The sequence below is a fragment of the Pseudomonas sp. HPB0071 genome (assembly GCF_000478505.2).
Classification (GTDB): Bacteria; Pseudomonadota; Gammaproteobacteria; order Pseudomonadales; family Pseudomonadaceae; genus Chryseomonas; species Chryseomonas luteola.
In genome coordinates this window covers 3,408,695-3,432,508 of sequence record NZ_KI517367.1, presented here as the reverse complement: position 1 = coordinate 3,432,508, position 23,814 = coordinate 3,408,695, and the positions used below count along the sequence as shown (strand labels likewise).

Below are 23,814 nucleotides of genomic sequence, written 5' to 3'. Positions count from 1 at the left end.
TCCTGCCGGGTTCAACCTTATACGTCAGCCAATTGTCCGTCAGCTAATTTCAAACACCGATCCATCTGCGCTGCGAGCGCCAAATCATGCGTCACTATGAGGAAGGCTGTGCTCAGCGAGTCACTCAACTCAAGCATCAACTCTTGGATACTGTGTGCAGTATGCTGATCCAGATTGCCTGTAGGCTCGTCCAGCAAAACAACCTTGGGCTGATTGATAAGGGCCCTGGCTATCGCGACCCGCTGCCTTTCACCACCCGATAATTCAGCAGGCTTGTGACTCAACCGATGCCCCAGCCCCACCCGCTTAAGCAGTTGAGCGGCACGCTCCCGCGCCTCCGAGATCGGCGTAGCGCCAATAAGCAGCGGCATGCAGACGTTTTCCAATGCACTGAATTCCGGGAGCAAGTGATGAAACTGATAGACGAAGCCCATGGCACGATTGCGCAATAGACCGCGCGCTTTCTCACCCAGTCGGGAAAGCTCTTCGCCTGCCAACCAAACACCGCCCTGAGACGGTGTATCCAGGCCACCTAATAGGTTCAGTAATGTGGTTTTGCCTGAACCAGAGCTGCCTACAATGGAAATGCGCTCACCTGGCTGAAGGTCCAGATTGACCCCTGAAAGAACCTCGACGGTCTCAGGACCTTCGACATAGCGTTTGCCCAGATCAACGCAACGCAGCACGGCCTCGTTAATCATATCGCAATGCCTCGGCAGGCTCTGTGCGCGATGCACGCCAGGCAGGGTAAAGCGTAGCCAAAAAACTCATGCACAACGCGGCGCAACAGATTAGCGCTACATCTTCTAGCTGGAGCTCAGACGGGAGGTTGCTGATGAAGTACATGTCAGAGCCAAATATCTTATGCCCGACAATACGTTCAAGGGCTGAAATCCACTGGCTTACATTAAGCGCAGCAATAACACCCAGGACACCGCCAACAAGCGTGCCGATAACTCCAATTATGGTCCCTTGCACCATGAAAACAAACATGATCTGGCGAGGCGTAGCACCCAATGTACGCAAGATCGCAATATCTGCCTTCTTGTCGGCAACAACCATGATCAGCGTGGCGATGATGTTAAAGGCCGCTACCGCTACGATCAGTAGAAGCAGCAGACCAATCATGGTCTTTTCCATGTTCATTGCCTGGAACAGACTTCCCTGAGTACTGGTCCAGTCCTGCGCCTGATAACCCGGCCCCATGGCATTAGCTACTTGACGGGAATACTGTGGCGCCTTGAACAGATCATCGAATGCCAGACGAACGCTCTGAACGAGCCCTGGCTCCCATCCTTTCAATGGAGCGGCGTCCGCTACATTGATAAGCCCTAGGGAACCATCAAGCTCTGCACCGACCTTGAAGATACCTACCACAGTAAAGCGACGCATCCGTGGCGTGATGTTGCCTGCCGCAGAGGTTACCTCAGGGACGATAACGGTGACCTTGTCACCCATACCCAGCTGGAAGCGATGAGCTGTGATCTCGCCAATAACGATGCCAAACTCACCCGCCCTCAGGTTATCCAGCTGCCCTTGAACCATGCGATCACCGATGATCGAGACCTTGGGCTCCAGCTCAGGATCAATACCATCCACCAACAGCGGCTGCATGCGTCCGCGCTGGGATAGCATGCCCTGCAGCTGGGTATAAGGAACCGCAGCCAATACATGAGGCTGCTGCACCGCCTTGTCCGCTACGCTTTTCCAGTCCGAGAATGGCTGCTCTGCATTAATGGTTGCGTGAGGCACCATTCCCAGGATTCGGGTACGCATCTCCCGCTGAAAGCCGTTCATGACTGATAGCACCAGAATCATGGCCAATACGCCCAGCGTCAGCCCGATCATGGAGACCAGCGAGAAAAATGAGATAAACGATTTACGGCGCTTTGCCCGTGTATATCGCAATCCAATAAAAAGAGATAAAGGTCTGAACATTTCGCCTTACACTGTTTCAGGAGAAGAATGGCCGTCAGGCCGGAACCAGGCGGCCATCTTCCAGGCGCAGCGTACGATCCATCTGAGCGGCCAGCGACTGGTCGTGGGTTACTACAAGAAAGGACGTCCGCAAGGACGTTGAAAGCTCAAGCATCATTTGCTGAATTCCATGGGCCGTATGCTGATCCAGATTGCCTGTAGGCTCGTCCAGTAAAACCAGCTTGGGTTCATTGACCAATGCACGTGCGATGGCTACCCGCTGGCGCTCGCCTCCGGATAACTCAGCCGGCTTATGGCTTAGTCGATGTCCCAGCCCCACCCGCTCCAGCAATGCAGAAGCTTTCCTGCGGGCTTCAGCTATCGACATTCGACCGATAAGCAATGGCATGCAGACGTTTTCCAGTGCGCTGAACTCAGGGAGCAAGTGATGAAACTGATAAACGAAGCCCATGGCACGGTTACGCAACAGGCCGCGTGCCTTCTCATTGAGCGCCGAAAGCTCCTCCCCATCCAGCCATACACTGCCCTGACTTGGGGTGTCCAGTCCGCCCAACAGGTTCAGCAACGTAGTTTTTCCTGAACCGGAACTGCCTACGATCGAAACACGCTCTCCTGGAAGCAGCTCCAACTCTACGCCGGTCAGGACGTCGACCGTTTGCGGTCCCTCTTCGTAGCGCTTGCCCAGGTTCTGGCAACGCAGTACGGCTTTATCACTCATAACGCAACGCCTCGGCAGGCTGGGTGCGAGCAGCACTCCAGGAAGGGTACAGGGTGGCAAGGAAACTCAGCAGCAGCGAGGCACCACACACCCACAAGACATCATTGAGCTGCAACTGGGACGGCAAATAATTGATGAAATACACCTGAGCGTTCAGGAACTGATGTCCTGTCGTACGTTCCAGCCAAGCAATGAAGCCGCTGACATTAAGCGCAGCGACAACTCCCAAGGCGCAGCCAAGCAGGGTTCCGATTACGCCGATGAAAGTACCCTGAACCATGAAAACAAACATGATCTGGCGAGGCGTGGCACCCAACGTCCGTAAAATGGCAATGTCGGACGTCTTGTCAGTTACCACCATGACCAATGTCGAGATGATATTGAAGGCAGCTACCGCCACGATCAGAAGAAGGAGAAGGCCAATCATGGTCTTCTCCATACCGATGGCTTGATACAGGTTGCCATGGGTGCGAGTCCAATCACGTGCATAGAAGTCTTCGTTGTCACTTGCCAGCGACCGGACAATATCCCATGAGACTTGGGGTGCCTTGAACAGATCGTGCAGTTTCAGGCGGATGCCCTGGACCTGACTGGGCTGCCACCGCTGCAGGCGCGCCGCATCCTCAACATGGATCAGACCCACCGAACCATCCAGCTCTCCGGCCCCGACGCTAAAAATACCTACGACGGTAAGCCGCTTCATCCGGGGAAACATACCGGCAGGCGTCACGGCTACTTCCGGGGCGATATAAGTAACCTTATCACCCACTTTAACGCCCAGTTTCTGCGCAGCCAGCGTTCCGATAATAACGCCGAAACCGCCCGGTTTGAGATCCGTCAGCTTACCTTCACGCATGAAGTCACTGATGATCGAAACCTTCGGCTCCTCATCCGGATCAATGGCGTTGAGAAGTACGGTCTGAACGGCCTTGTCCTGGGTCAGCATGCCTTGCAGCTGGGTAAACGGCGCAACCGCGGCCACTTGAGGATTTTTTCTGGCTTGATCGGCAATAGTCCGCCAATCATTAATCGGCTGGTAGGACTCTACAGTGGCATGGGGAATCATCCCCAGGACGCGGTCGCGCATTTCACGGTCGAATCCATTCATGACCGAAAGCACTACGATCATGACCAGCACACCCAGCGCCAGCCCAACCATGGAGGTCAGGGAAATAAATGAAACGAAGTGATTTCTTCGCTTGGCACGCACATAACGCATGCCGATGTAGATAGGTAGTGGTCTAAACATATCCGGGCTTAAGCAGGAATGGGACGCAAGCGAGTCCTTATGGACAAGGGAAACGGCAAACAATACAGAACTGGCCGTTATAGTCCCAAGCTCGACTACACTCATATATGTAGCGTTCGCCACTTCAGGCGGAGCGAATCCCTGTTGCTTCACAGCCCTGACGAAGCGCCAGCTTACAGACTGGCAAGCCCCCATCAGCAGGCATTACACTCAACGCTTCGATCATCGCCGTGGGTTTACCATGACCGCACCAGACGCGGATGAACGCCGCGAATACTATCGCATCACAGACTCGATCGCACTGGAAATCACCCCACTTGCCGGGACAGAACAATCCGCCACGCCTAATGTGTCACCTTTGTTCGATCTGCTAAGTGAAATGCATCTTCTGGAGTTCGAATCACAGCACCTTTTGCGTAGCGTCAATGAGCGCGACCGCCCAATTGCCGCCTGTATAAAGCTGCTCAACAAGCGAATCGATTTACTGGGTCAGGCACTGACCTGGAATTTGATTCATGAAGTCGGAGAACCCAGACCTGTCGTGCTGTCCGAGGGTGGCATCAGCTTTCAACATTCAGAGGCGTTTTCACTGGGTAGCCAGCTAAGCCTGCGCATGATACTGATGCCTCAGGCACTGGGCCTTGAATTGAAAGCTGAAGTGATTCACTGCCAGCCGGCTACGCCAGACAGTTATGAGATAGGCACCAGCTTCGTAGACATCAGCGATGCACAACGTCAGCTGCTTGCTCGGCATATCTTCAAGAAGCAGGCCCATGAGCGCCGTACGCTCAGAGCACAGCCCAAGGGTGAGCAATAGTGAACTACTGGCTGAGTTTTTTACTGTTGCTCGGCCCAACAGCTGTTTTCGCCGATACGCTCTCGATCCCTATTAGTCGTCAAGGTGACACCCACACGGCCCTGCCCCAACCTGGGCAACTTCGCACCGAGGTGCTGAATCGATTTGGTTTGCCGGACGAAGAACATCCAGCCGTAGGTAAGCCGCCCATTACTCGCTGGGACTATCGCGACTTCAGCGTCTATTTTGAGAATAACCGTGTCATTGATGCGGTTCGTGACCATCAGCCACTTAATCGCAGGGAAACGCCATGACAGTCATCTACGGCCATCGAGGAGCCAAAGGCGAGGCCCCGGAAAACACGCTAGCCAGCTTTGAGCAGTGCCTGCAGGTGGGCGTAACCCGCTGCGAGCTGGACCTCCACCTGTCCAGTGATGGAGAATTGATGGTCATTCACGACCCTACCCTCAAGCGTACTACGGGACGTCGAGGTAAGGTTGCCGAGTTGCCTGCCGATACGCTGGTTACCTACGACGCACGTTTGGCAGGTCCCTCATGGCCTCGACCCTGCCCTATTCCACGCCTTGAGGATCTTTTCAAGCAAGTGGATTTCGAGCATTGGCAGCTTGAAGTCAAAAGCGCTTCACGCGTCCGGGCTGCACGCACCATCAAAGCCATCGATGAGCTGGCGAAACGTTTCAATCTCAGCGACCGTATTACGATAACGTCCAGCTCACGGGAAGTATTAAGGGCGCTTAACCGTGACACTCCCTGGCTTCAACGTGGGCTGGTGGCAGAATACGCCTGGCTGGATCCGCTGAAAGTGGCTGCTAACTACGGCTGCCATTTACTTGCGCTCAATTGGACGCTGTGCACCCCTGAGCGACTCTTGAAGGCCCAGCGCCAGGGCCTGCATGTATCGGTATGGACGGTAAATGAGCCCTCCTTGATGCGACGCCTAATCGACTTCGGTGCAGACAGTTTAATTACGGATTATCCAGCACTGGCCAGAACCGTGCTGGATGATCACAAACCACAGGCTAAGCCGGCTTAGAAAAGCCGGTTCAACCCATCAAAGGCAGCTACGCGGTACGCCTCAGCCATGGTGGGATAATTAAACGTCGTATTGATGAAGTACTTGATGTTATTGCCAGGACCTTTCTGGTTCATGATGGCTTGTCCGATGTGAAGAATCTCGGACGCCTGATCGCCAAAGCAGTGAACACCAAGGACTTCCAGAGTCTCGCGATGGAACAGGATTTTGAGCATGCCTACCGGCTCGCCTGAAATCTGCGCTCGCGCCATGCTTTTGAAGAACGCTTTGCCAACTTCGTAGGGTACTCTAGCCTGCGTCAAATCGCGCTCGTTTTTACCCAAAGAACTGATTTCGGGAATGGTATAAATTCCAGTAGGAATATCATCGACATAGCGCGCTGAATCATCATCCAGAATATTACCGGCAGCTGAACGACCTTGGTCAAACGCTGCACTGGCGAGGCTAGGCCAACCAATGACATCTCCAGCCGCCAGGATATTGGGGCAACTGGTGCGGTAATTCTCATCCACGTTAATTTGGCCGCGGCTGTTCACCTCGATACCAACATTCTCCAACGCCAGCTGGTCGGTATTGCCGGTGCGCCCGTTACACCACAGAAGCGCGTCAGCTCGCAGCTTCTTGCCTGACTTAAGGTGAAGAACGACCCCATGCTCCAGGCCTTCAATACGCTCATACTCTTCATTGTGACGAATGAGCACATTATTGGTGCGCAAGTGGTAGCTAAGCGCATCGGAGATTTCATCATCCAGGAAGCTCAGCAGCTGATCGCGCGTATCGATCAGATCGACGAGCACACCCAGGCCACTGAAGATGGAGGCGTATTCACACCCAATGACACCTGCTCCATAAATGATCAGGCGCCGTGGTGTATGGCTCAAGGTCAGGATGGTATCGCTGTCATAGACACGCGGGTGGGAGAAATCAACATCAGCTGGGCGGTAAGGACGCGAGCCCGTTGCAATAACCACCTGCTTGCCAACCAGTTGTTCGGTACCGCCATTGGGATTTATGACGTTGATCGTGTGCTCGTCGATAAAGCTTGCGGTTCCGAAGTACACATCGACCCGGTTACGAGCAAAATAGGATGTGTGTGAATTAACCTGCTTTCCAATGACGCGCTCAGCACTCTTGAGCACGTCAGGAAAGGAAAACCAGCGAGGCTCGCCAATCGTGCGGAACATCGGATTATTGTTGAAATGAATGATCTGCTTGACTGAGTTACGCAGAGCCTTTGACGGAATGGTGCCAAGGTGAATGCAATTTCCACCGATGACCTGGCGACTGTCCACGACCGCCACCTTGCGTCCGTGCTTGGCTGCATTGATTGCAGCCCCCTCGCCTGCCGGGCCCGATCCCAGCACCACTACGTCATAGTTATAGACAGCCATGATTACTCCTCGAAAAAACGAACCGATCGCTCATGAGCGTCGAGCACATCATCACCGGCTCTACGGCAACCCGATTTAAGCGATGATCTCTATATAGGTTACACCTATCCTCTCGTTGCGACCTTTCGTCACACTAGAAAATCTTTTCAATTTAAAGCGATAAATAAAAACGGGAGCCTAAGCTCCCGTCTTCATATGAACAATGCTTAAACCGCTGGATAAGCCGGTGGGTTTACACCAGCCATTTCCTCAAGCACACGAACAACCTGGCAGCTATAGCCGAACTCGTTGTCGTACCACACATAGAGAACGACACGGTTATCGCTGCAAATGGTAGCACCTGCGTCTACTATGCCAGCATGACGAGAGCCAACGAAGTCGCTGGATACCACTTCAGGCGAGTTGACGAAATCGATCTGCTTGTGAAGATCAGAGTGCAGCGCCATATAACGCAGATAATCGTTGATCTCTTCCTTATTGGTGCCTGTTTCAAGGTTCAGGTTCAGGATAGCCATCGACACGTTGGGCGTTGGAACGCGAATGGCATTACCTGTCAGCTTGCCAGCCAATTCTGGCAGCGCCTTGGCGACCGCTTTGGCGGCGCCCGTCTCGGTAATCACCATGTTCAACGGTGCACTACGACCGCGACGATCACCTTTGTGGAAGTTGTCGATCAGGTTTTGATCATTGGTGAAGGAGTGAACCGTTTCTACATGACCGCTGATGATGCCGTACTTGTCATTGATGGCCTTCAGCACGGGCACGATAGCATTGGTGGTGCAGGAAGCCGCCGTAACAATGCTGTCTTCCGGGCTGATAGTGTTGTGGTTGATACCGTGAACGATGTTCTTGAGCGAACCCTTGCCAGGCGCAGTCAGCACGACACGTGCAGCGCCCGGGCACTTCAGATGTTGCGACAGGCCTTCTGCATCACGCCATTTACCGGTGTTATCAACAATGATCGCATTATTGATACCGTACTGGGTGTAGTCGACTGTGGTCGGATCGTTGGAATAAATCACCTGAATCAAGGTGCCATTTGCACAAATTGTGTTGTTGGTCTCGTCAACGGTGATGGTGCCTTCAAAGGAGCCATGTACCGAGTCGCGACGCAACAGGCTGGCGCGCTTGACCAGATCGTTTTCAGCGCCTTTACGCACCACAATGGCACGTAGACGCAGGCCATCGCCGCTTCCAGAGTGCTCGATAAGGATACGTGCAAGCAAACGTCCGATACGGCCAAAGCCATACAGAACCACATCGGTTCCCTGGCGCTTTTCGGTGCCCTGCTTACCTACAACGGCAGCCAGTTCTTCGCGTAGGAACTCTTTTAGATCACGCCCTGCCCCCGCCTGCTTGAATTTCAAGCTCAGACGCGCCAAATCAATGGAAGCGGCACCTAGCTCAAGTTCACTAATAGCCTTAAGCAGCGGATAGGTATCGTGTACAGACAATGCGACATCATCGACCTGACGTGCAAAGCGATGCGCCTTGAGAATGGCGATCACTGAACGATTAACCAAACCACGCCCATATATAGAGGTCACAACATTATTATTACGGTAGAGCTGACCGATCAGCGGAATCATTGCCTCCGCAATCGCCTCACGATCGATCCATTCACCAAGACACTGGTCGGAGTTCTGACTCACGGTGATACCTTCCATATGTAGGGGCTAACAAAAGGAACTACATTATGACCGCACCTGCCTGAACCGGCAATCTTCGCGCGTCGATGCACTGACAGCGAGACGAGACCGTCGTTACAATCCCAACTCAGATTTTTTCAACGGAGCCTAACCAGCGTGCCCGTTTTGCGCATTCCATCAATTCCTGATACCGCCGGACGACAGCATTGGGGAAATCTCCCCGGAGCCGCGCTAAGTCTGGCTATTGCCGAGGCTGCAAGCGCTGCCAGCCAACGCTTCACCCTACTTTTAACGCCGGACAGCCAGAGCGCCGAACGCCTGGAGCAAGAACTGCGCTTCTTTGCCCCGAGGCTTCCCGTACTGCATTTCCCTGATTGGGAAACGTTGCCTTACGATATTTTCTCGCCGCATCAAGACATTATTTCCCAACGTGTAGCGGCGCTCTATCGTCTACCAGAGCTTGATCACGGCATTTTGGTAGTGCCTATCTCAACAGCCCTACATCGCATGGCACCTACACGCTTCCTGCTAGGCAGCAGTCTTGTGCTGGATGTGGGGCAACGTCTGGATGTAGAGGCTACGCGGGCTCGCCTGGAGGCAGCCGGATACCGCTATGTCGATACCGTCTACGAGCATGGCGAGTTCACGGTTCGCGGAGCATTGATTGATCTATTCCCGATGGGCAGTAGCCTCCCGTACCGAATCGACTTATTCGATGACGAAATTGAGACGTTACGCACATTCGATCCAGAGACGCAGCGATCAATCGACAAGGTGGATTCGATCCGACTGCTTCCTGCTCGAGAATTTCCGCTGCATAAAGAAGCCGTCACAGGGTTCAGGGCACGCTTTCGAGAGCGTTTTGATGTGGATTATCGTCGCAGCCCTCTTTACCAGGATCTGGCGAGTGGCTTGACGCCCGCGGGCATTGAGTACTACCTGCCGTTGTTCTTTGATGAGACGTCGACGCTGTTTGATTACCTGCCCCAGAGCGCACAGGTTTTTTCGTTACCAGGCATCGAGCAGGCATCTGAACAGTTCTGGACGGACGTACGGACCCGTTACGAAGACCGTCGCGTTGACCCGGAGCGTCCTCTATTACCACCGGCTGAAGTTTTCCTCCCGGTAGAAGAGTGCTTCGCTCGTCTCAAGCAATGGCCACGCATTGTTATCAGTAGCGATGATATCGAGCCGGGTGTGGGTCGTGAGCGTTTTTCAGCGCGGCCTCTGCCCAACCTTGCCATTGAGGCCAAGGCTAACCAGCCATTGGCGGCCTTGCAAAATTTCCTGGCTGAGTTTGATGGACGCATCCTGTTTACAGCAGAATCCGCCGGCCGTCGGGAGGTGCTGCTTGAGTTGCTGGCACGTATCAACCTGCGTCCTACATCGGTCGAGGGATGGGAAGATTTTCAGGAAACTGACGAGCGCCTGTCGATTACAGTCGCGCCGCTCGACGAAGGTTTGCTACTCGAAAAACCCGATGTAGCCCTCATTGCCGAAAGTCCGTTGTTTGGTCAGCGTATCATGCAGCGTCGTCGCCGGGAAAAGCGCAACGAGCATGGTGACAACGTCGTCAAGAACCTGACCGAGCTACGCGAGGGCGCACCGGTCGTGCATATCGATCACGGCGTTGGGCGTTATATGGGTCTGGTAACGCTTGAACTGGAGGGCCAGGCGCAAGAGTTTCTACTGCTAGAATACGCAGACGAAGCAAAGCTCTATGTTCCGGTTGCCAACCTGCACCTGATTGCCCGTTATTCAGGCGCTGACGACGCGCTTGCTCCACTGCACAAACTAGGTTCTGAAACCTGGCAGAAAGCCAAACGCAAGGCAGCTGAGCAGGTACGCGATGTTGCCGCCGAGCTGCTGGATGTATATGCCCGTCGAGCCGCTCGGGAAGGATTTGCGTTTACTGATCCCAAAGCGGATTACGAAACCTTCGCAGCAGGCTTTCCGTTTGAAGAAACACCTGACCAGCAAGTTACTATCGATGCTGTACTCAAGGATATGCTGTCAGGCAAGCCCATGGATCGTCTGGTCTGCGGCGATGTAGGCTTTGGCAAGACCGAAGTCGCCATGCGGGCGGCGTTTGTAGCGGTACACAGCGGCAAGCAGGTGGCCGTCCTGGTTCCTACAACACTGTTGGCGCAGCAGCATTACAACAGCTTTCGCGACCGCTTTGCCGACTGGCCTGTGCGCGTCGAGGTGATGTCTCGCTTCAAGTCTGCCAAGGATGTTGAAAAGGCCGTACAGGAACTGGCTGACGGTAATATCGACATTATTATCGGCACACACAAACTGTTGCAGGACGACGTGAAGCTCAAGAATCTGGGACTCGTCATCATTGATGAGGAGCACCGATTCGGCGTGCGTCAGAAGGAGCAATTCAAAGCGCTACGCAGCGAAGTCGATATTCTGACCCTTACGGCCACACCGATTCCGCGCACGCTCAATATGGCTGTTGCAGGTATGCGCGATCTGTCCATCATCGCCACTCCGCCGGCTCGACGCTTGTCGGTCCGGACGTTCGTCATGGAGCAGCAGAACGCGGTTATCAAGGAAGCCCTTCTTCGCGAGCTGCTACGCGGCGGACAGGTCTACTACCTTCACAACGAAGTAAAGACCATTGAAAAGTGCGCCCGGGACCTTGCGGAGCTGGTGCCGGAGGCCCGTATTGGCATTGGTCATGGGCAGATGCGCGAACGGGAACTGGAACAAGTCATGAGCGACTTCTACCACAAGCGCTTCAACGTGCTGGTAGCGTCAACTATTATCGAGACCGGTATCGACGTGCCCAGCGCCAATACCATCATTATCGAGCGTGCAGACAAGTTTGGCCTGGCGCAACTGCATCAGTTGCGTGGACGCGTGGGACGAAGTCACCACCAGGCGTATGCCTACCTGCTAACACCGCCACGAAAAAGCATGACGCCTGATGCTGAAAAACGTCTTGAGGCGATTGCTGGTGCGCAGGACCTGGGCGCAGGCTTCATTCTGGCCACCCATGACCTTGAAATACGGGGCGCCGGCGAACTCCTGGGCGAAGGTCAAAGCGGCCAGATCCAGGCTGTAGGCTTTACGCTGTACATGGAAATGCTGGAACGGGCGGTCAAGGCTATTCGCAAAGGTGAACAACCGAACCTGGAACAGCCCCTTGGGGGTGGTCCGGACATCAATCTGCGGGTACCTGCGCTCATTCCAGAGGACTATCTACCAGACGTCCATACTCGCCTGATTCTGTACAAGCGTATTGCTTCTGCAGCCGATGAAGATGCACTCAAGGAGCTACAGGTCGAGATGATTGACCGCTTTGGCCTTTTGCCCAATGCCGTCAAAAACCTGGTCCGCCTGACACTTATGAAGATCAAGGCAGAAGCCCTAGGTGTTGTGAAGGTTGATGCCGGCCCGCAAGGCGGTCGCATCGAGTTCACTCATGATACGAAGGTTGATCCGTTGGTACTGGTCAAAATGATACAAAGCCAGCCCAACAAGTATCGCCTTGAGGGTGCAACCATCTTTAAATTCCAGGTACCGATGGAGCGTCCTGAAGAGCGTTTCAATATCATTGAGGCACTTTTCGAGCGCTTGACCCCGGAAAACGTCTAGTCCAGGTAACCGGCCGGGCACTCAGGAGGTGCCCGGCCAGTCGGGCTTAACCTGCCAGTACTGTTGCCAGTACAGCTTTAACCCTGCCTATACCCTCATGCAGCGCCTGCTCTATTTCAGCCATGGTGATAACGCCAGTTACCTTACCTGCAGCTGGATTAACAACCAACGCCAGACAGGCATAAGCCAAATCCTGCTCCCGAGCCAGTGCGGCTTCTGGCATGGCTGTCATCCCCACGATGTCACATCCATCACGCTCCAGGCGAACGATCTCTCCTGCCGTTTCCAGGCGCGGCCCTTGTGTACAGGCATAGACGCCCTGATCACTGTGGGCATAGCCGTGTTGACGCAGCGCACTGATCAATTGCTGGCGAAGCGCCTCATCATAGGGGTAGCTGAAATCGATATGGGTTACTGCTTCCAGAGACCCTTCAAAAAAGGTGTGTTCACGACCCCATGTATAGTCGACGATCTGGTGAGGCACACATAGATGCCCGCTACCCATTGCTGAATGGATACCGCCTACCGCATTAACGGCCAGGATTGCTTCTGCACCGGCATGCTTGAGCGCCCATATATTGGCTCGATAATTAACCTGATGAGGCGGGATGCGATGTGGATGACCATGGCGTGCCAGGAACAATACTTCGCGCCCTGCATAATGGCCCTTGAGAATGTCCGCCGAAGGCGCGCCATAGGGCGTGTTTATTCTGAGGGACTCATCCAGCGTCAGACCTTCCAGCTGCGTCAGGCCAGTCCCGCCAATAATGGCGTAAACGGTCATATAAACTCCTTAATCAATCAAACCTGCTTGGCGCAGAGTAGATAAAGCCGCAAGCCAGCGAGGATGCTGACGGTATTCAATGGGCGGAAATGCTTTTGCACTCATGCGTTTCAACCGCTGCGAAGGCTTGGCTTTCAAGCGCTGCAGCGCGGTTAGCGCCAGCTCAGCCGCGGCACGGTCATTACAAACGAGCCCCATGTCACAGCCAGCACTCAAGGCAGCCTCTATGCGTCCTGCCGCGTCACCGGCAACATGCGCACCGGCCATGGATAGATCGTCGCTAAAAATAACACCCTTGAAACCCAACTCGCCGCGAAGCACGTCCTGCAGCCACCGCCGCGAAAACCCGGCTGGCTGCTCATCTACGCAGGGATAGATCACATGAGCAGGCATGATCGCCTCCAACTGCCCACTCAAGCGCTTGAAAGGTACAAGGTCGACGGCCTTGATGTCTTCCAGGCTGCGCTCATCACGGGGAATGGCCACATGCGAGTCGGCTTCTGCCCACCCATGTCCCGGGAAATGCTTGCCAGTTGCAGCCATGCCGGCAGCATGCATGCCGCGAATGAAAGCACCCGCCAGATCGGTTGCCCTGCCCGGCGCTCCTTCAAAGGCTCGCTGACCGATTACTGCGCTACGGCCATGATCAAGATCCAGAACCGGAGCAAAGCTGAAGTCGAGCCCGACGGCCAGCACTTCGGTTGCCATTATCCACCCGCATGCCTCGGCAAGGCGGTCGGCCTCTGGATGATTGGCAAATCGCCGCATGGCAGGCAGACGTACAAAGCCCTGTCGAAGTCGCTGGACGCGGCCGCCCTCTTGGTCGACAGCCAATAGCAACTCCGGCCGCTCGGCGCGTATGGCTTCACATAGCTCACGCACCTGGCGAGGATGCTCGATATTGCGAGCAAAAAGAATGAGCCCACCCACTTCGGGCTGGCGCAGGAAATGTCGGTCTTCAGCGGTCAGCCATGTGCCGCCAATGTCCACCATTAATGAGCCTTGCATAGGCATTCCTGAGGCACAGAAAACAAGTGAGGCATGGTGCCCTTTCAACTCGTTTCAATCAATGTGTCAGTAATGCCTTTGCTGAAAGCGCTGGCATATCCTCACTCAGAAGCGCTGAGCATCCTGACTGACAGGCTTGCGGGGCTTGAATTGCGCAGATGCCAGAGCCTGATCCGTCATTGCACTCTCCGCCAGCATGCCACTGGCCATGAAAGGCACCATCAAACGCAATACCTGCTCCGTTGACGTATGTACACCAAAATCATTATCAGCCATGGCCTTCAAAGCCTTGATACCTGACATGCTGAATGCAGCCACCCCTATCATGAAGTGAGCGCGCCAGAACAGCTCCAGCGGAGGAATGGCAGGCGCAGCCATGGCAACCAGCTCCATGTAGCGACGAAAAACGCGTCCGTATGCCTCTTCGAGGTATTTCTTCAGATGCCCCTGGCTCTCACTGAATGCCAGCCCTAAAAGCCGCATGAAAATGGAAAGATCATTACCGTGACGCGGTTTGATGGCTAACGCCTGATCTACCAGCAGATAAAGAAGCTCCTTAAGGTCTGCCTTGGTCCCGGACTTGCCGTACCGTCGGTCCAACTCATTTTCCAAACACGCGCAATAAGGGTCCAGAAAACGAGAGAATACCGCCTGGATAAGGGATTTCTTCGAGCCGAAGTGATAATTCACTGCTGCAAGGTTTACATTCGCCTTGCTGGTTATCAGGCGGAGCGATGTTTCAGCAAAGCCACGCTCAGCAAAAAGTTGTTCAGCGGCATCCAATATCCGCTCGACCGTTTCAGATTGAGCCATCGCTTAACTACCTGATCATAAAATGTTTTAAACATATGTTTAAAACATTCCTGAGTCAATGCCTGGGATAGCTAAGTGCCGTAATGGCATTTGGCTGATAAAAAGTCGGTTGCCCTCAAACCAATACTGTATATAATCCCAGGAACTGTATATAAAGCCAGACACCTATCATGCTAAAACTAACTCCGAGACAGTCTGAAATCCTGAGCTTCATCAAGCGCTGCCTTGAAGAAAACGGATTCCCGCCCACCCGTGCGGAAATCGCTCAGGAGCTTGGCTTCAAATCCCCGAATGCGGCAGAGGAGCACCTCAAGGCGCTTGCACGTAAAGGCGCTATTGAAATGACGCCTGGTGCCTCTCGCGGAATCCGCATTCCTGGGCTGGAAACACAGAAACCTTCTGACAGTGAGCTCCCTGTCATCGGTCGTGTCGCTGCAGGCGCGCCAATCCTGGCCCAGCAGCACGTGGAAGAAAATTGCAATATTAACCCTGACTTCTTCCAACCACGTGCGGATTACCTTCTCAAGGTAGAAGGCATGAGCATGAAGAACATTGGTATTCTTGATGGTGACCTTCTGGCGGTTCACGTCACTCGTGAGGCGCGCAACGGGCAAGTCGTGGTTGCTCGTGTCGGAGAAGAAGTTACGGTCAAGCGGTTCAAACGTGAGGGCAACAAGGTTTGGCTGATTGCTGAAAACCCTGATTTCCAGCCTATTGAGGTGGACCTCAATAAGCAGGATCTAGTAATCGAAGGCCTGAGCGTAGGTGTCATCAGGCGTTAACGAGTCAACGTATCTATAAGGAGGTGTTCAGTGCAATCTTTATTGCCGCCGGATCATGGACAGTTGCCGTTGTTTCACGACGCACTGGTTCAACCGTCGCTCAATCCTTTTTTGGCTGGACCTATTCAGGCGGCGACTCTGCCTGATTGCTTTAGTGAAGTGACTCTAAACGGCGCTCAAGACCATTGCCTGCATTTGCTAGCACCCATGCTGCGGGAGTTGAGTGACGAACAGGATCCCCGGTGGCTGACACTGATAGCACCTCCGACGCTGCTAACGACAAAGTGGCTGCGCTCAAGGGATTTGAATCTGAATAGAATCCTGCTGCTGCAACCGCGTCAGAGCATGCAGACACTAGAGCTTGCTTGTGAAGCCTTACGCTCAGGAAGAAGCCATACCGTGGTGAGCTGGCTCCACGGCATGAAGACTTCCGAGAAGAAAAAGCTGGCTTTGGCCGCTCAGACAGGCAACGCCCAAAGCCTTAACATTCGCTTGGGCTGATCAATGAAGAACGCGGGGAGTATCTTCGCGTTCTATCATATCTCCTTCGGCTAGACGCCCCGCCATCTGCACACCCAAATTGAACATGGCTTTAGCCACTTCAACTTGCTGGCCATGCAGAAAGTCCTTCGCATCGGAAGAAAATTCCAATGTCACCAGTGCCTCTTCACCATCGGCACGGCGCAGAACGATACGGCCATCAGCCAGTTCGACAATTTCAAGATAAGACGTAGACATATGTGCATCTCCAGCAGGCGCTGGCATTGTAGCAGTCGCACCTGCCCTTCCCTAGGCTCTATCGATTAACGTAATGCAATAAAGACTAAAATGTTGCAAGACAGCTCTTCAATCAAGAAGATCTACACATTTTTGGCGTCTGTGCCTCACCATTCGGTCAATAAACCACGAAAGCGCAGCGCCAACTCCTTGATGTTTTTTCTCCAGGCTTCGAGTTCAGTATGGCTCAGCAGCCTCTTCTCTTCATCAAGCGTAACCGACTCAATCAGCGGCAGACCAGGGTCAACCTTAGCCTGCTTGATAGGCTGCGGTGGTTTTTGCAATGCAGAGAACCCATCCAGCAACTGAGCCAGCCATGTTTGCTGATGACTTGCCAATTCAAACAATTCAGCCAACTCAGGAGTTGGCGAATCTTTCAAAGCTTGTGGGTTTAAAAACTGCTCGATTGAGGCAGCCTGGGCGTTAGGCAGGCGGTAATAACCTGCCACTTCATGACACAACCCCAAAACAGCACCATACAAATGAAACAACGTTGCCTCTCGCTCGGCCTGAATCTGCCCTTGGGCATTCATGCTCTGCTCGTGCTCCGCTCTGCGCCACGATTCAAGGCTTAAACCGGCGAAGTACAACTTCTGGTTGGTACGAGTATAGATCTCATGAGACATGCCTGAATCCTCCCAAGGCAAAGCGGTGCCAGCTGCCCCGCTACACAGACACCGATTGCCAGGCTTGCAGACCTGGCAACCAGATACAGCGCATCAACTACGCTTGTCTTCTACCTTCCACTTCCCATTATCGAAATAGGCTTTCCAACCGGTCGGCTTACCATTCTCTTCTGTCTGTACATATTGCTCCTTCGTCTTGCGACTGAAGCGAATAACAGCAGAACGGCCGTCTGGGTCTTTGGCCGGAGCACTTAATAGATAATGGTATTTCGGATCGATTTCATCCTTGTGCGGCAACAGCTCGCTGACCAACGGTGCGCGAGTTTCGCGATTCTTTGGAAACTGGCTGGCCGCCAGGAATAAACCTGAAGCTCCATCTCGCAATACATACGTATCGTTGACTTTCTCGCACTTGAGTTCAGGCATTGCAATGGCATCCATCTTGGGCGGAGCCGGCTCGCCGTTCTTCAGCAGCTTGCGCGTATTCTTGCACTCAGGATTGGTACATCCAAAGAATTTGCCGAAGCGACCCGTCTTGAGCTGCATTTCACTGCCGCACTTGTCACACTCCAACGAAGGCCCTTCATAGCCTTTGATGCGATAGTTACCGGTTTCAACTTCATAACCCGAGCAATCGGGGTTATTGCCACAGATGTGGAGCTTGCGATGCTCGTCAATCAGGTAAGCATCCATCGCGGTTCCGCAAATATCGCAGCGGTGCTTGCCGCGCAGCACACGCGATTCCGACTCACCTTCGTCGTCCTCAGCAATTTCATCACCCGGAACAAGGTTGATCGTTCCTTTGCAACGCTCTTTGGGCGGCAGGCTATAACCCGAGCATCCAAGGAACACACCCGTTGAAGCGGTACGGATCATCATCGGCCGGCTACATGTCGGACAGGGGATATCCGTGAGAGTCGGCACATTTGCACGCATCCCCCCTTCAGCGCTCTCAGCGGCTTCCAGCTTTTTCTTGAAGTCGCTATAGAACTCATCCAGCAGGTTTTTCCAGTCGAGCTCGCCCTGCGCTACGGTATCGAGATCACCTTCCATGTTGGCGGTAAAACCATAATCCATGAGGTCAGAGAAGCTCTCACCCAGCCGATCAGTAACAATGTCACCCATTTTTTCCGCATAGAAACGGCGATTATGCACGGTGGCATAGCCGCGATCCTGAATCGTGGAAATGATGGCTGCATAGGTTGACGGACGACCAATACCGCGCTTTTCCAGCTCCTTGACCAAACTGGCCTCGGAGAAACGTGCCGGCGGCTTGGTAAAATGCTGAGTGGGATCCAGCTTCAGCAGCTTCATGGCATCGCCCTGGTTCATTTCGGGCAGTACGTCGTCTTCGCCAGGCTTGCTCTGTTGCGACAGAACTCGGGTAAAGCCATCGAACTTAAGGATTCGCCCTTTGGCGCGCAACTCAAACTCACCGGCCTTTGCCGTAACGGTCGTAGAAAGATATTCCGCAGGAGGCATCTGACAGGCAATGAACTGACGCCAGATCAAATCGTACAAGCGTTCGGCGTCTCGCTCCATGCCAGACAGCTGGTCAGGACGCGTGTTTACGTCAGACGGACGAATTGCTTCGTGAGCCTCCTGCGCACCTTCCTTGCTGCTGTAGAAATTAGGCTTGGCCGGCAAGTATTTGTCGCCAAATTCATTTTCGATAAACGCCCGAGCCATGGTAATGGCATCGCTGGACAGGTTCGTCGAATCGGTACGCATGTAAGTGATATAACCCGCCTCGTAAAGACGCTGGGCCATCATCATGGTTTTCTTTACACCAAAGCCCAGCCGATTGCTGGCAGCCTGCTGTAAAGTCGATGTAATGAACGGAGCGGAAGGTCGGCTGCTGGTAGGCTTGTCTTCACGCTTGCTAATGCTGTAGCTGGAAGCCTTTAACTTCTCGACGGCAGCACTTGCCTGCGCCTCGTTCAACGGCTTGAATGCTTCGCCGTTTTGCCGGACGACCTCAAAACGCGCCTTGGCATTCTTGGGGTTCGCCAAATCGGCGTGAACTTCCCAGTACTCTTCAGGGACGAAGGCACGAATTTCCCGCTCACGCTCCACAAGCAGCTTGACCGCAACGGACTGAACACGTCCAGCCGAAAGCCCTCGGGCGATCTTCTGCCATAGCAGAGGCGAGACCATGTAGCCTACTACACGGTCCAGAAAGCGCCTGGCCTGCTGAGCATTGACTCGATTGATATCCAGCTCGCCCGGCTTGGAGAACGCATCCTGAATCGCTTTTTTAGTGATTTCGTTGAAGACGACCCGCTTGAATCGGCTTTCGTCTCCTCCGATGGCCTCACGAAGATGCCAGGCAATGGCTTCCCCTTCGCGGTCCAAGTCGGTTGCGAGATAAACAGTGTCAGCTTCCTTAGCCAGACGCTTGAGCTCTTCGATCACCTTTTCCTTTCCAGGCAGGATCTCGTAGTGCGCCTTCCAGCCATGCTCAGGGTCGACCCCCATGCGAGCGATAAGCTGGCGCTTGGCCTTTTCCTTTGGAGAAAGGGCTGGAGCTTCGGCAGCAGACTTGCGTCCTTTCGTGGCGGGCTCTTTTGACGCGCCTGCCGACCCACTGGTAGGCAGGTCACGGATATGGCCGATACTCGACTTCACCACGTACTGGTTGCCCAAATACTTGTTGATGGTCTTGGCCTTGGCCGGGGATTCCACGATGACCAGCGATTTGCCCATGTATCGGTTGATTCCTGCGTTATTAAAAGATGTAAAGAGAAAGGCGAGACAGTCTGACAGACATTTGGCAGTGAGGCAGTGACTGACGAACCATGACAGCGTGGCTGTAAGGCCCCGCTATATATAGTGGCTGTTGGAGCAAGGTCAAGGCTGCGCGTTATCGGCAAGCCCTAACGGATTCTCCTCAACCTTTACTAAAGCAAAGCGGGGAACACGCTCGCTGTCCACCTCGACGCTTTCCAGAAACATGCTGAGCGGACGCGCCCAAAGGCCGTATTCACCATACAACGCCTGGTAAAAAACAAGCTCCTCTTCCGTTTCAGAATGTTTGGCTACGCCCAGGACACGGTACTCCTGCCCCTTGTAATGCCGATAGAGCCCAGGTTGTAAGGACATGTTCCCTCCAGAAAGAAAAACCGGGGCCAGGCCCCGGTTTCGGTAGCATAAACGCCATTCTCAGACGCGTTCGAACACCGTCGTAATGCCTTGACCCAGGCCGATACACATGGTTGCTACGCCCAGTGCACCACCCTTTTGTTTCATGACATTTAATAGCGTGCCGGAAATACGGGCTCCAGAGCAACCAAAGGGATGACCTAACGCGATGGCCCCACCATGAAGATTGACCTTTTCGTCCATCTTGTCGAGGAGCTTGAGGTCTTTCAGCACCGGTAATGCTTGGGCTGCGAAAGCCTCATTGAGTTCGACATAGTCAATGTCGCCCATCGACAGCCCTGCACGCTTGAGGGCCTTCTGGGTAGCCGGAACAGGACCATAGCCCATGATCGCAGGGTCTACGCCAGCAACCGCCATGGCCCGAATACGTGCCAGTGGCTGCAGGCCAAGGTCCATTGCCCGCTGACCGGACATCACAATCATACAGGAGGCGCCGTCGGTGATCTGGGATGACGTACCTGCAGTTACTGTACCATCCTTTGGATTAAACGCAGGTCTGAGTTCGGCCAGGCCTTCCACCGTTGTATCAGGACGGATGGTCTCGTCATAGTCAAACATCTTCAGGAAGCCATTTTCATCATGTCCTTCCATGGGGATGATTTCGTCCTTGAACGCACCCTCCTGAGTGGCCTTCCAAGCCAACTGGTGCGAACGGTAGCCAAATTTATCCTGTGCTTCCCGGGTAATGCCGTGCATCTTGCCCAGCAGCTCTGCTGTGAGCCCCATCATGCCAGAGGCCTTTGCAGCATAAAGCGACAGATGCGGGTTAGGGTCAACGCCATGCATCATGCTGACGTGTCCCATATGCTCGACGCCACCTACCACGAACACATCCCCATTACCGGTCATGATGGCCTGCGCAGCTGTATGCAGTGCGCTCATCGAAGACCCGCAGAGCCGGCTTACGGTCTGCCCTGCGCTAGTATGAGGGATGGGCGTCATCAAGGACGCCATTCGCGCAATGTTCCAGCCTTGCTCGAGCGTCTGGTTTACGCACCCCCAGATCACATCTTCCACTTCTGCCGGATTGATTTGCGGATTGCGTGCCAGAAGCTGGGTAATCAAATGGGCAGACATGTTTTCTGCCCGGGTATTACGATGCATGCCACCCTTGGAGCGACCCATCGGTGTGCGGCCAAAGTCGACGATAACAACGTCTCTTGGATTCAGGCTCATAAGAATTCTCGCTCTGTACTGTCTGCGTTAACCAAAGAAGGACTGGCCGTTACGGGCCATTTCGCGCAGCTTTTCAGTCGGGTGATACAGCGGCCCCAGATCAGCATACTGGTCGGCCAGTGCCACGAACTCGGCAACGCCCAGGGAATCGATATAACGCAGCGCACCGCCTCGGAAGGGAGGGAAGCCAATGCCATAGATCAATCCCATGTCCGCCTCGGCAGCCGACTCGACAATGCCATCTTCCAAGCAACGAACCGTTTCCAGGCACAGCGGAATCATCATGCGCTGAACGATTTCATCATCCGTGAAATCGCGCTGCTCATACACGACAGGCTTGAGCAAGGCATAGGTTTCTGCATCAGCGACTTTCTTTGGCTTGCCCTTTTTATCGGTCTCGTACACATAGAACCCTTTGCCGTTCTTCTGTCCAAGACGTTTAGCCTCGTACAGCGTATCAACAGCGGTCTTGCGGGACTCTTTCATCCGGTCAGGGAAGCCTTCCGCCATCACATCACGGGCGTGATGCGCCGTATCCATCCCCACAACATCCATCAAGTAAGCCGGCCCCATAGGCCAGCCAAACTTTTCCATGAGCTTGTCGATACGCTGGAAATCAGCGCCCTGCCCGATCAGGCCGGCAAAACCACCGAAATAAGGGAACAGCACCCGATTGACCAGAAAGCCCGGACAATCATTGACCACGATAGGGTTCTTACCCATTTTCTTGGCATAGGCCACAGTGGTCGCAATCGTTTTTTCGCTGGTCTTTTCGCCGCGGATTACTTCAACCAGAGGCATCATGTGCACCGGATTAAAGAAGTGCATACCGCAGAAATTTTCAGGACGCTTCAGAGCTTGTGCAAGCAAGCTGATCGAAATGGTTGAGGTATTGGACGCCAGAATGGCTTCTTCACCAACCTGATCTTCGACCTCTGCCAGCACAGCCTGCTTGATCTTGGGATTCTCAACAACAGCCTCAACCACGATATCCACCGACTTGAAGTCGCCATAGGACAAAGTGGGGCGAATACGATTGAGCGCTTCAGCCATTTTCACCGGCTCGAGACGGCCCTTCTCGACGCGCTTGTTGAGAAGCTTGCTCGCTTCATCAAGACCGAGCTGAATGGCTTCCTCACGGATATCCTTCATGAGAATCGGCGTGCCTTTGAGCGCAGACTGATAGGCGATACCACCGCCCATGATACCTGCCCCCAAGACGCTGGCCTGTTTGATCTCACCCGCCTGCTGATCGTAAACCTTAGCCTTTTTCTTGAGCAGCTGATCATTCAGGAACAGACCGATCAGGCTTTGCGAAACAGTTGTCTTGGCGAGCTTCACGAAGCCTTTGGCTTCGACCTCAAGCGCCTTCTCTCGTCCGAAATTAGCGGCCTTCTGGATGGTCTTGATCGCTTCTACTGGCGCGGGATAATTCGGACCCGCCTGACCTGCAACGTAGCCTTTGGCCGACTCGAATGCCATCATGGCTTCAATGGGGTTTAGCTTGAGCTTTTCAAGCTTGGGCTGACGACGGGCCTTGTGGTCAAGCTCGCCAGAAATGGCTCGACGTGCCAGATCCAACGCCGCGGCCTGCAACTTGTCGGGTGCAACAACTGCATCCACGACACCGACCTTGAGCGCCTCGGCAGCAGAGTTCTCCTTGCCCGAAGCAATCCACTCGATGGCATTGTCGCTACCGATCAGGCGAGGCAACCGAACAGTCCCGCCAAAACCGGGATAAATGCCCAGTTTTACTTCTGGCAGACCAACCTTTGCGGTCTCGCTCATGACCCGGAAGTCGGCAGCCATGGCGATTTCAAGGCCACCGCCAAGCGCGATGCCGTTAATTGCCGCTACGGTAGGGACGTTGAGGTCTTCAAAGTCATTGAAGATCTGATTGATCTCGAGGTTTCCTGCCAGCAGATCCTCGTCTGGCATACGGAAACTTTCGACAAACTCGGTGATGTCTGCCCCTACGAGGAAAACATCCTTTCCGCTACTGAGAATGACGGCCTTGACCGAAGCGTCGGCCTTGAGGGCATCGACAGCCTGGCGCAGCTCGTTCAAGGTCAGGCGATTAAATTTATTGACCGACTCGCCAGTAAGATCAAGCTTTAACTCGGCGATACCGTTTTCTAGAGCCTTAACCGTGATGGCTTTACCTTCGTAAATCATCAACTGATCTCCATACGTGGAAGCGGAACACTCACATCCAAGCCTTGTTGCCCATTCAGGCAGGCAGCCAACTGCATGGCGTGATACTAGGATTCGTTAAGCCCGGGCGA

General features: G+C 54.0%; 21 protein-coding genes. 6 read left to right on the top strand and 15 right to left on the bottom strand.

Annotation, left to right across the window (positions count from 1 at the left end; genetic code table 11):
• Positions 1–17 precede the first annotated feature (17 nt).
• From lolD (HMPREF1487_RS15960) to HMPREF1487_RS15945, 4 genes are read right to left on the bottom strand one after another with little or no spacing between them, the layout of a single operon-like run.
• Positions 18–701: a lipoprotein-releasing ABC transporter ATP-binding protein LolD gene (gene lolD / locus HMPREF1487_RS15960; protein ID WP_010797714.1), complete on the bottom strand. Its 684-nt coding sequence runs from the start codon at positions 699–701 to the stop codon at positions 18–20.
• A complete protein-coding gene (locus tag HMPREF1487_RS15955) occupies positions 694–1,938 on the bottom strand; it encodes a lipoprotein-releasing ABC transporter permease subunit (protein ID WP_037030123.1) in 1,245 nt (414 codons plus the stop codon). Before HMPREF1487_RS15955 ends, lolD (HMPREF1487_RS15960) begins: the two co-directional genes overlap by 8 nt.
• Positions 1,939–1,972: 34 nt before the next feature.
• On the bottom strand, positions 1,973–2,656 hold the full coding sequence (lolD, locus tag HMPREF1487_RS15950) for a lipoprotein-releasing ABC transporter ATP-binding protein LolD (protein ID WP_010797712.1): 684 nt from the start codon (positions 2,654–2,656) through the stop codon (positions 1,973–1,975).
• Positions 2,649–3,905, bottom strand: coding sequence for a lipoprotein-releasing ABC transporter permease subunit (locus tag HMPREF1487_RS15945; protein ID WP_037030120.1), 1,257 nt, complete (start codon positions 3,903–3,905; stop codon positions 2,649–2,651). Before HMPREF1487_RS15945 ends, lolD (HMPREF1487_RS15950) begins: the two co-directional genes overlap by 8 nt.
• Before the next feature lie 241 nt (positions 3,906–4,146).
• Here HMPREF1487_RS15945 and HMPREF1487_RS15940 point away from each other — a divergent pair, with 241 nt between their 5' ends.
• From HMPREF1487_RS15940 to HMPREF1487_RS15930, 3 genes are read left to right on the top strand one after another with little or no spacing between them, the layout of a single operon-like run.
• Entirely contained in the window at positions 4,147–4,722 is a 576-nt protein-coding gene (locus tag HMPREF1487_RS15940) for a PilZ domain-containing protein (protein ID WP_010797710.1), read from the top strand.
• Complete coding sequence (locus HMPREF1487_RS15935; RefSeq protein ID WP_010797709.1) at positions 4,722–5,015, top strand: hypothetical protein; 294 nt, start codon at positions 4,722–4,724, stop codon at positions 5,013–5,015. The genes HMPREF1487_RS15940 and HMPREF1487_RS15935 overlap by 1 nt, the downstream gene beginning before the upstream one ends.
• Entirely contained in the window at positions 5,012–5,755 is a 744-nt protein-coding gene (locus HMPREF1487_RS15930; RefSeq protein WP_010797708.1) for a glycerophosphodiester phosphodiesterase, read from the top strand. Before HMPREF1487_RS15935 ends, HMPREF1487_RS15930 begins: the two co-directional genes overlap by 4 nt.
• Here HMPREF1487_RS15930 and sthA read toward each other — a convergent pair.
• Together sthA and HMPREF1487_RS15920 are read right to left on the bottom strand one after the other, a co-directional pair.
• Positions 5,752–7,146, bottom strand: a complete 1,395-nt coding sequence (gene sthA, locus HMPREF1487_RS15925; RefSeq protein ID WP_010797707.1) for a Si-specific NAD(P)(+) transhydrogenase — start codon at positions 7,144–7,146, stop codon at positions 5,752–5,754. The genes HMPREF1487_RS15930 and sthA overlap by 4 nt on opposite strands.
• A gap of 206 nt (positions 7,147–7,352) precedes the next feature.
• Positions 7,353–8,813: a glyceraldehyde-3-phosphate dehydrogenase gene (locus HMPREF1487_RS15920; protein ID WP_010797706.1), complete on the bottom strand. Its 1,461-nt coding sequence runs from the start codon at positions 8,811–8,813 to the stop codon at positions 7,353–7,355.
• 138 nt (positions 8,814–8,951) lie between these two features.
• Between HMPREF1487_RS15920 and mfd the strand changes: the two genes are divergently transcribed.
• Complete coding sequence (gene mfd, locus HMPREF1487_RS15915; RefSeq protein WP_010797705.1) at positions 8,952–12,401, top strand: transcription-repair coupling factor; 3,450 nt, start codon at positions 8,952–8,954, stop codon at positions 12,399–12,401.
• Between the two features lie 46 nt (positions 12,402–12,447).
• Here the strand turns inward: mfd and HMPREF1487_RS15910 are convergent, their stop codons facing one another.
• The 3 genes from HMPREF1487_RS15910 to HMPREF1487_RS15900 all read right to left on the bottom strand — a co-directional run bounded on the left by HMPREF1487_RS15910 (position 12,448) and on the right by HMPREF1487_RS15900 (position 15,006).
• A complete protein-coding gene (locus tag HMPREF1487_RS15910) occupies positions 12,448–13,185 on the bottom strand; it encodes an S-methyl-5'-thioinosine phosphorylase (protein WP_010797704.1) in 738 nt (245 codons plus the stop codon).
• A gap of 9 nt (positions 13,186–13,194) precedes the next feature.
• Positions 13,195–14,193 carry a beta-N-acetylhexosaminidase gene (gene nagZ, locus HMPREF1487_RS15905; RefSeq protein ID WP_010797703.1) on the bottom strand — a complete coding sequence of 333 codons (999 nt, stop codon included), beginning with the start codon at positions 14,191–14,193 and terminating at the stop codon, positions 13,195–13,197.
• A gap of 105 nt (positions 14,194–14,298) precedes the next feature.
• On the bottom strand, positions 14,299–15,006 hold the full coding sequence (locus tag HMPREF1487_RS15900) for a TetR/AcrR family transcriptional regulator (protein WP_010797702.1): 708 nt from the start codon (positions 15,004–15,006) through the stop codon (positions 14,299–14,301).
• A 170-nt stretch (positions 15,007–15,176) separates the two neighbouring features.
• On the opposite strand from HMPREF1487_RS15900, the gene lexA reads away from it, so the two are divergent.
• Both lexA and sulA read left to right on the top strand, forming a co-directional pair.
• Complete coding sequence (lexA, locus tag HMPREF1487_RS15895; RefSeq protein WP_010797701.1) at positions 15,177–15,788, top strand: transcriptional repressor LexA; 612 nt, start codon at positions 15,177–15,179, stop codon at positions 15,786–15,788.
• A 30-nt stretch (positions 15,789–15,818) separates the two neighbouring features.
• A complete protein-coding gene (gene sulA, locus HMPREF1487_RS15890) occupies positions 15,819–16,289 on the top strand; it encodes an SOS-induced cell division inhibitor SulA (protein ID WP_010797700.1) in 471 nt (156 codons plus the stop codon).
• On the opposite strand, the gene HMPREF1487_RS15885 is transcribed toward sulA, so the two are convergent.
• From HMPREF1487_RS15885 to fadB, 6 genes are all read right to left on the bottom strand, one after another.
• Positions 16,290–16,526 carry a hypothetical protein gene (locus tag HMPREF1487_RS15885; RefSeq protein ID WP_010797699.1) on the bottom strand — a complete coding sequence of 79 codons (237 nt, stop codon included), beginning with the start codon at positions 16,524–16,526 and terminating at the stop codon, positions 16,290–16,292.
• A 146-nt stretch (positions 16,527–16,672) separates the two neighbouring features.
• Complete coding sequence (locus HMPREF1487_RS15880) at positions 16,673–17,191, bottom strand: DUF6586 family protein (RefSeq protein ID WP_010797698.1); 519 nt, start codon at positions 17,189–17,191, stop codon at positions 16,673–16,675.
• 93 nt (positions 17,192–17,284) lie between these two features.
• On the bottom strand, positions 17,285–19,897 hold the full coding sequence (topA, locus tag HMPREF1487_RS15875; protein ID WP_010797697.1) for a type I DNA topoisomerase: 2,613 nt from the start codon (positions 19,895–19,897) through the stop codon (positions 17,285–17,287).
• Positions 19,898–20,041: 144 nt separating this feature from the next.
• The gene (locus HMPREF1487_RS15870) at positions 20,042–20,293 is read right to left on the bottom strand and encodes a DUF1653 domain-containing protein (RefSeq protein ID WP_010797696.1); all 252 of its coding nucleotides are present in this window, start codon (positions 20,291–20,293) and stop codon (positions 20,042–20,044) included.
• 60 nt (positions 20,294–20,353) lie between these two features.
• Positions 20,354–21,529, bottom strand: a complete 1,176-nt coding sequence (fadA, locus tag HMPREF1487_RS15865) for an acetyl-CoA C-acyltransferase FadA (RefSeq protein ID WP_010797695.1) — start codon at positions 21,527–21,529, stop codon at positions 20,354–20,356.
• Positions 21,530–21,556: 27 nt separating this feature from the next.
• Positions 21,557–23,704 (bottom strand): fatty acid oxidation complex subunit alpha FadB, encoded by a 2,148-nt coding sequence (gene fadB, locus HMPREF1487_RS15860; RefSeq protein ID WP_010797694.1) that lies wholly within the window; start codon positions 23,702–23,704, stop codon positions 21,557–21,559.
• Between the last annotated feature and the right edge of the window lie 110 nt (positions 23,705–23,814).

Coding starts and splice junctions, on each gene's coding strand:
- fadA (WP_010797695.1), bottom strand. CDS start 21,529: ATGAGCCTGAATCCAAGAGACGTTGTTATCGTCGACTTTGGCCGCACA.
- lolD (WP_010797712.1), bottom strand. CDS start 2,656: ATGAGTGATAAAGCCGTACTGCGTTGCCAGAACCTGGGCAAGCGCTAC.
- HMPREF1487_RS15930 (WP_010797708.1), top strand. CDS start 5,012: ATGACAGTCATCTACGGCCATCGAGGAGCCAAAGGCGAGGCCCCGGAA.
- HMPREF1487_RS15870 (WP_010797696.1), bottom strand. CDS start 20,293: ATGTCCTTACAACCTGGGCTCTATCGGCATTACAAGGGGCAGGAGTAC.
- HMPREF1487_RS15940 (WP_010797710.1), top strand. CDS start 4,147: ATGACCGCACCAGACGCGGATGAACGCCGCGAATACTATCGCATCACA.
- nagZ (WP_010797703.1), bottom strand. CDS start 14,193: ATGCAAGGCTCATTAATGGTGGACATTGGCGGCACATGGCTGACCGCT.
- HMPREF1487_RS15885 (WP_010797699.1), bottom strand. CDS start 16,526: ATGTCTACGTCTTATCTTGAAATTGTCGAACTGGCTGATGGCCGTATC.
- lolD (WP_010797714.1), bottom strand. CDS start 701: ATGATTAACGAGGCCGTGCTGCGTTGCGTTGATCTGGGCAAACGCTAT.
- topA (WP_010797697.1), bottom strand. CDS start 19,897: ATGGGCAAATCGCTGGTCATCGTGGAATCCCCGGCCAAGGCCAAGACC.
- HMPREF1487_RS15910 (WP_010797704.1), bottom strand. CDS start 13,185: ATGACCGTTTACGCCATTATTGGCGGGACTGGCCTGACGCAGCTGGAA.
- HMPREF1487_RS15945 (WP_037030120.1), bottom strand. CDS start 3,905: ATGTTTAGACCACTACCTATCTACATCGGCATGCGTTATGTGCGTGCC.
- fadB (WP_010797694.1), bottom strand. CDS start 23,704: ATGATTTACGAAGGTAAAGCCATCACGGTTAAGGCTCTAGAAAACGGT.
- sthA (WP_010797707.1), bottom strand. CDS start 7,146: ATGGCTGTCTATAACTATGACGTAGTGGTGCTGGGATCGGGCCCGGCA.
- HMPREF1487_RS15880 (WP_010797698.1), bottom strand. CDS start 17,191: ATGTCTCATGAGATCTATACTCGTACCAACCAGAAGTTGTACTTCGCC.
- lexA (WP_010797701.1), top strand. CDS start 15,177: ATGCTAAAACTAACTCCGAGACAGTCTGAAATCCTGAGCTTCATCAAG.
- HMPREF1487_RS15920 (WP_010797706.1), bottom strand. CDS start 8,813: ATGGAAGGTATCACCGTGAGTCAGAACTCCGACCAGTGTCTTGGTGAA.
- HMPREF1487_RS15955 (WP_037030123.1), bottom strand. CDS start 1,938: ATGTTCAGACCTTTATCTCTTTTTATTGGATTGCGATATACACGGGCA.
- HMPREF1487_RS15900 (WP_010797702.1), bottom strand. CDS start 15,006: ATGGCTCAATCTGAAACGGTCGAGCGGATATTGGATGCCGCTGAACAA.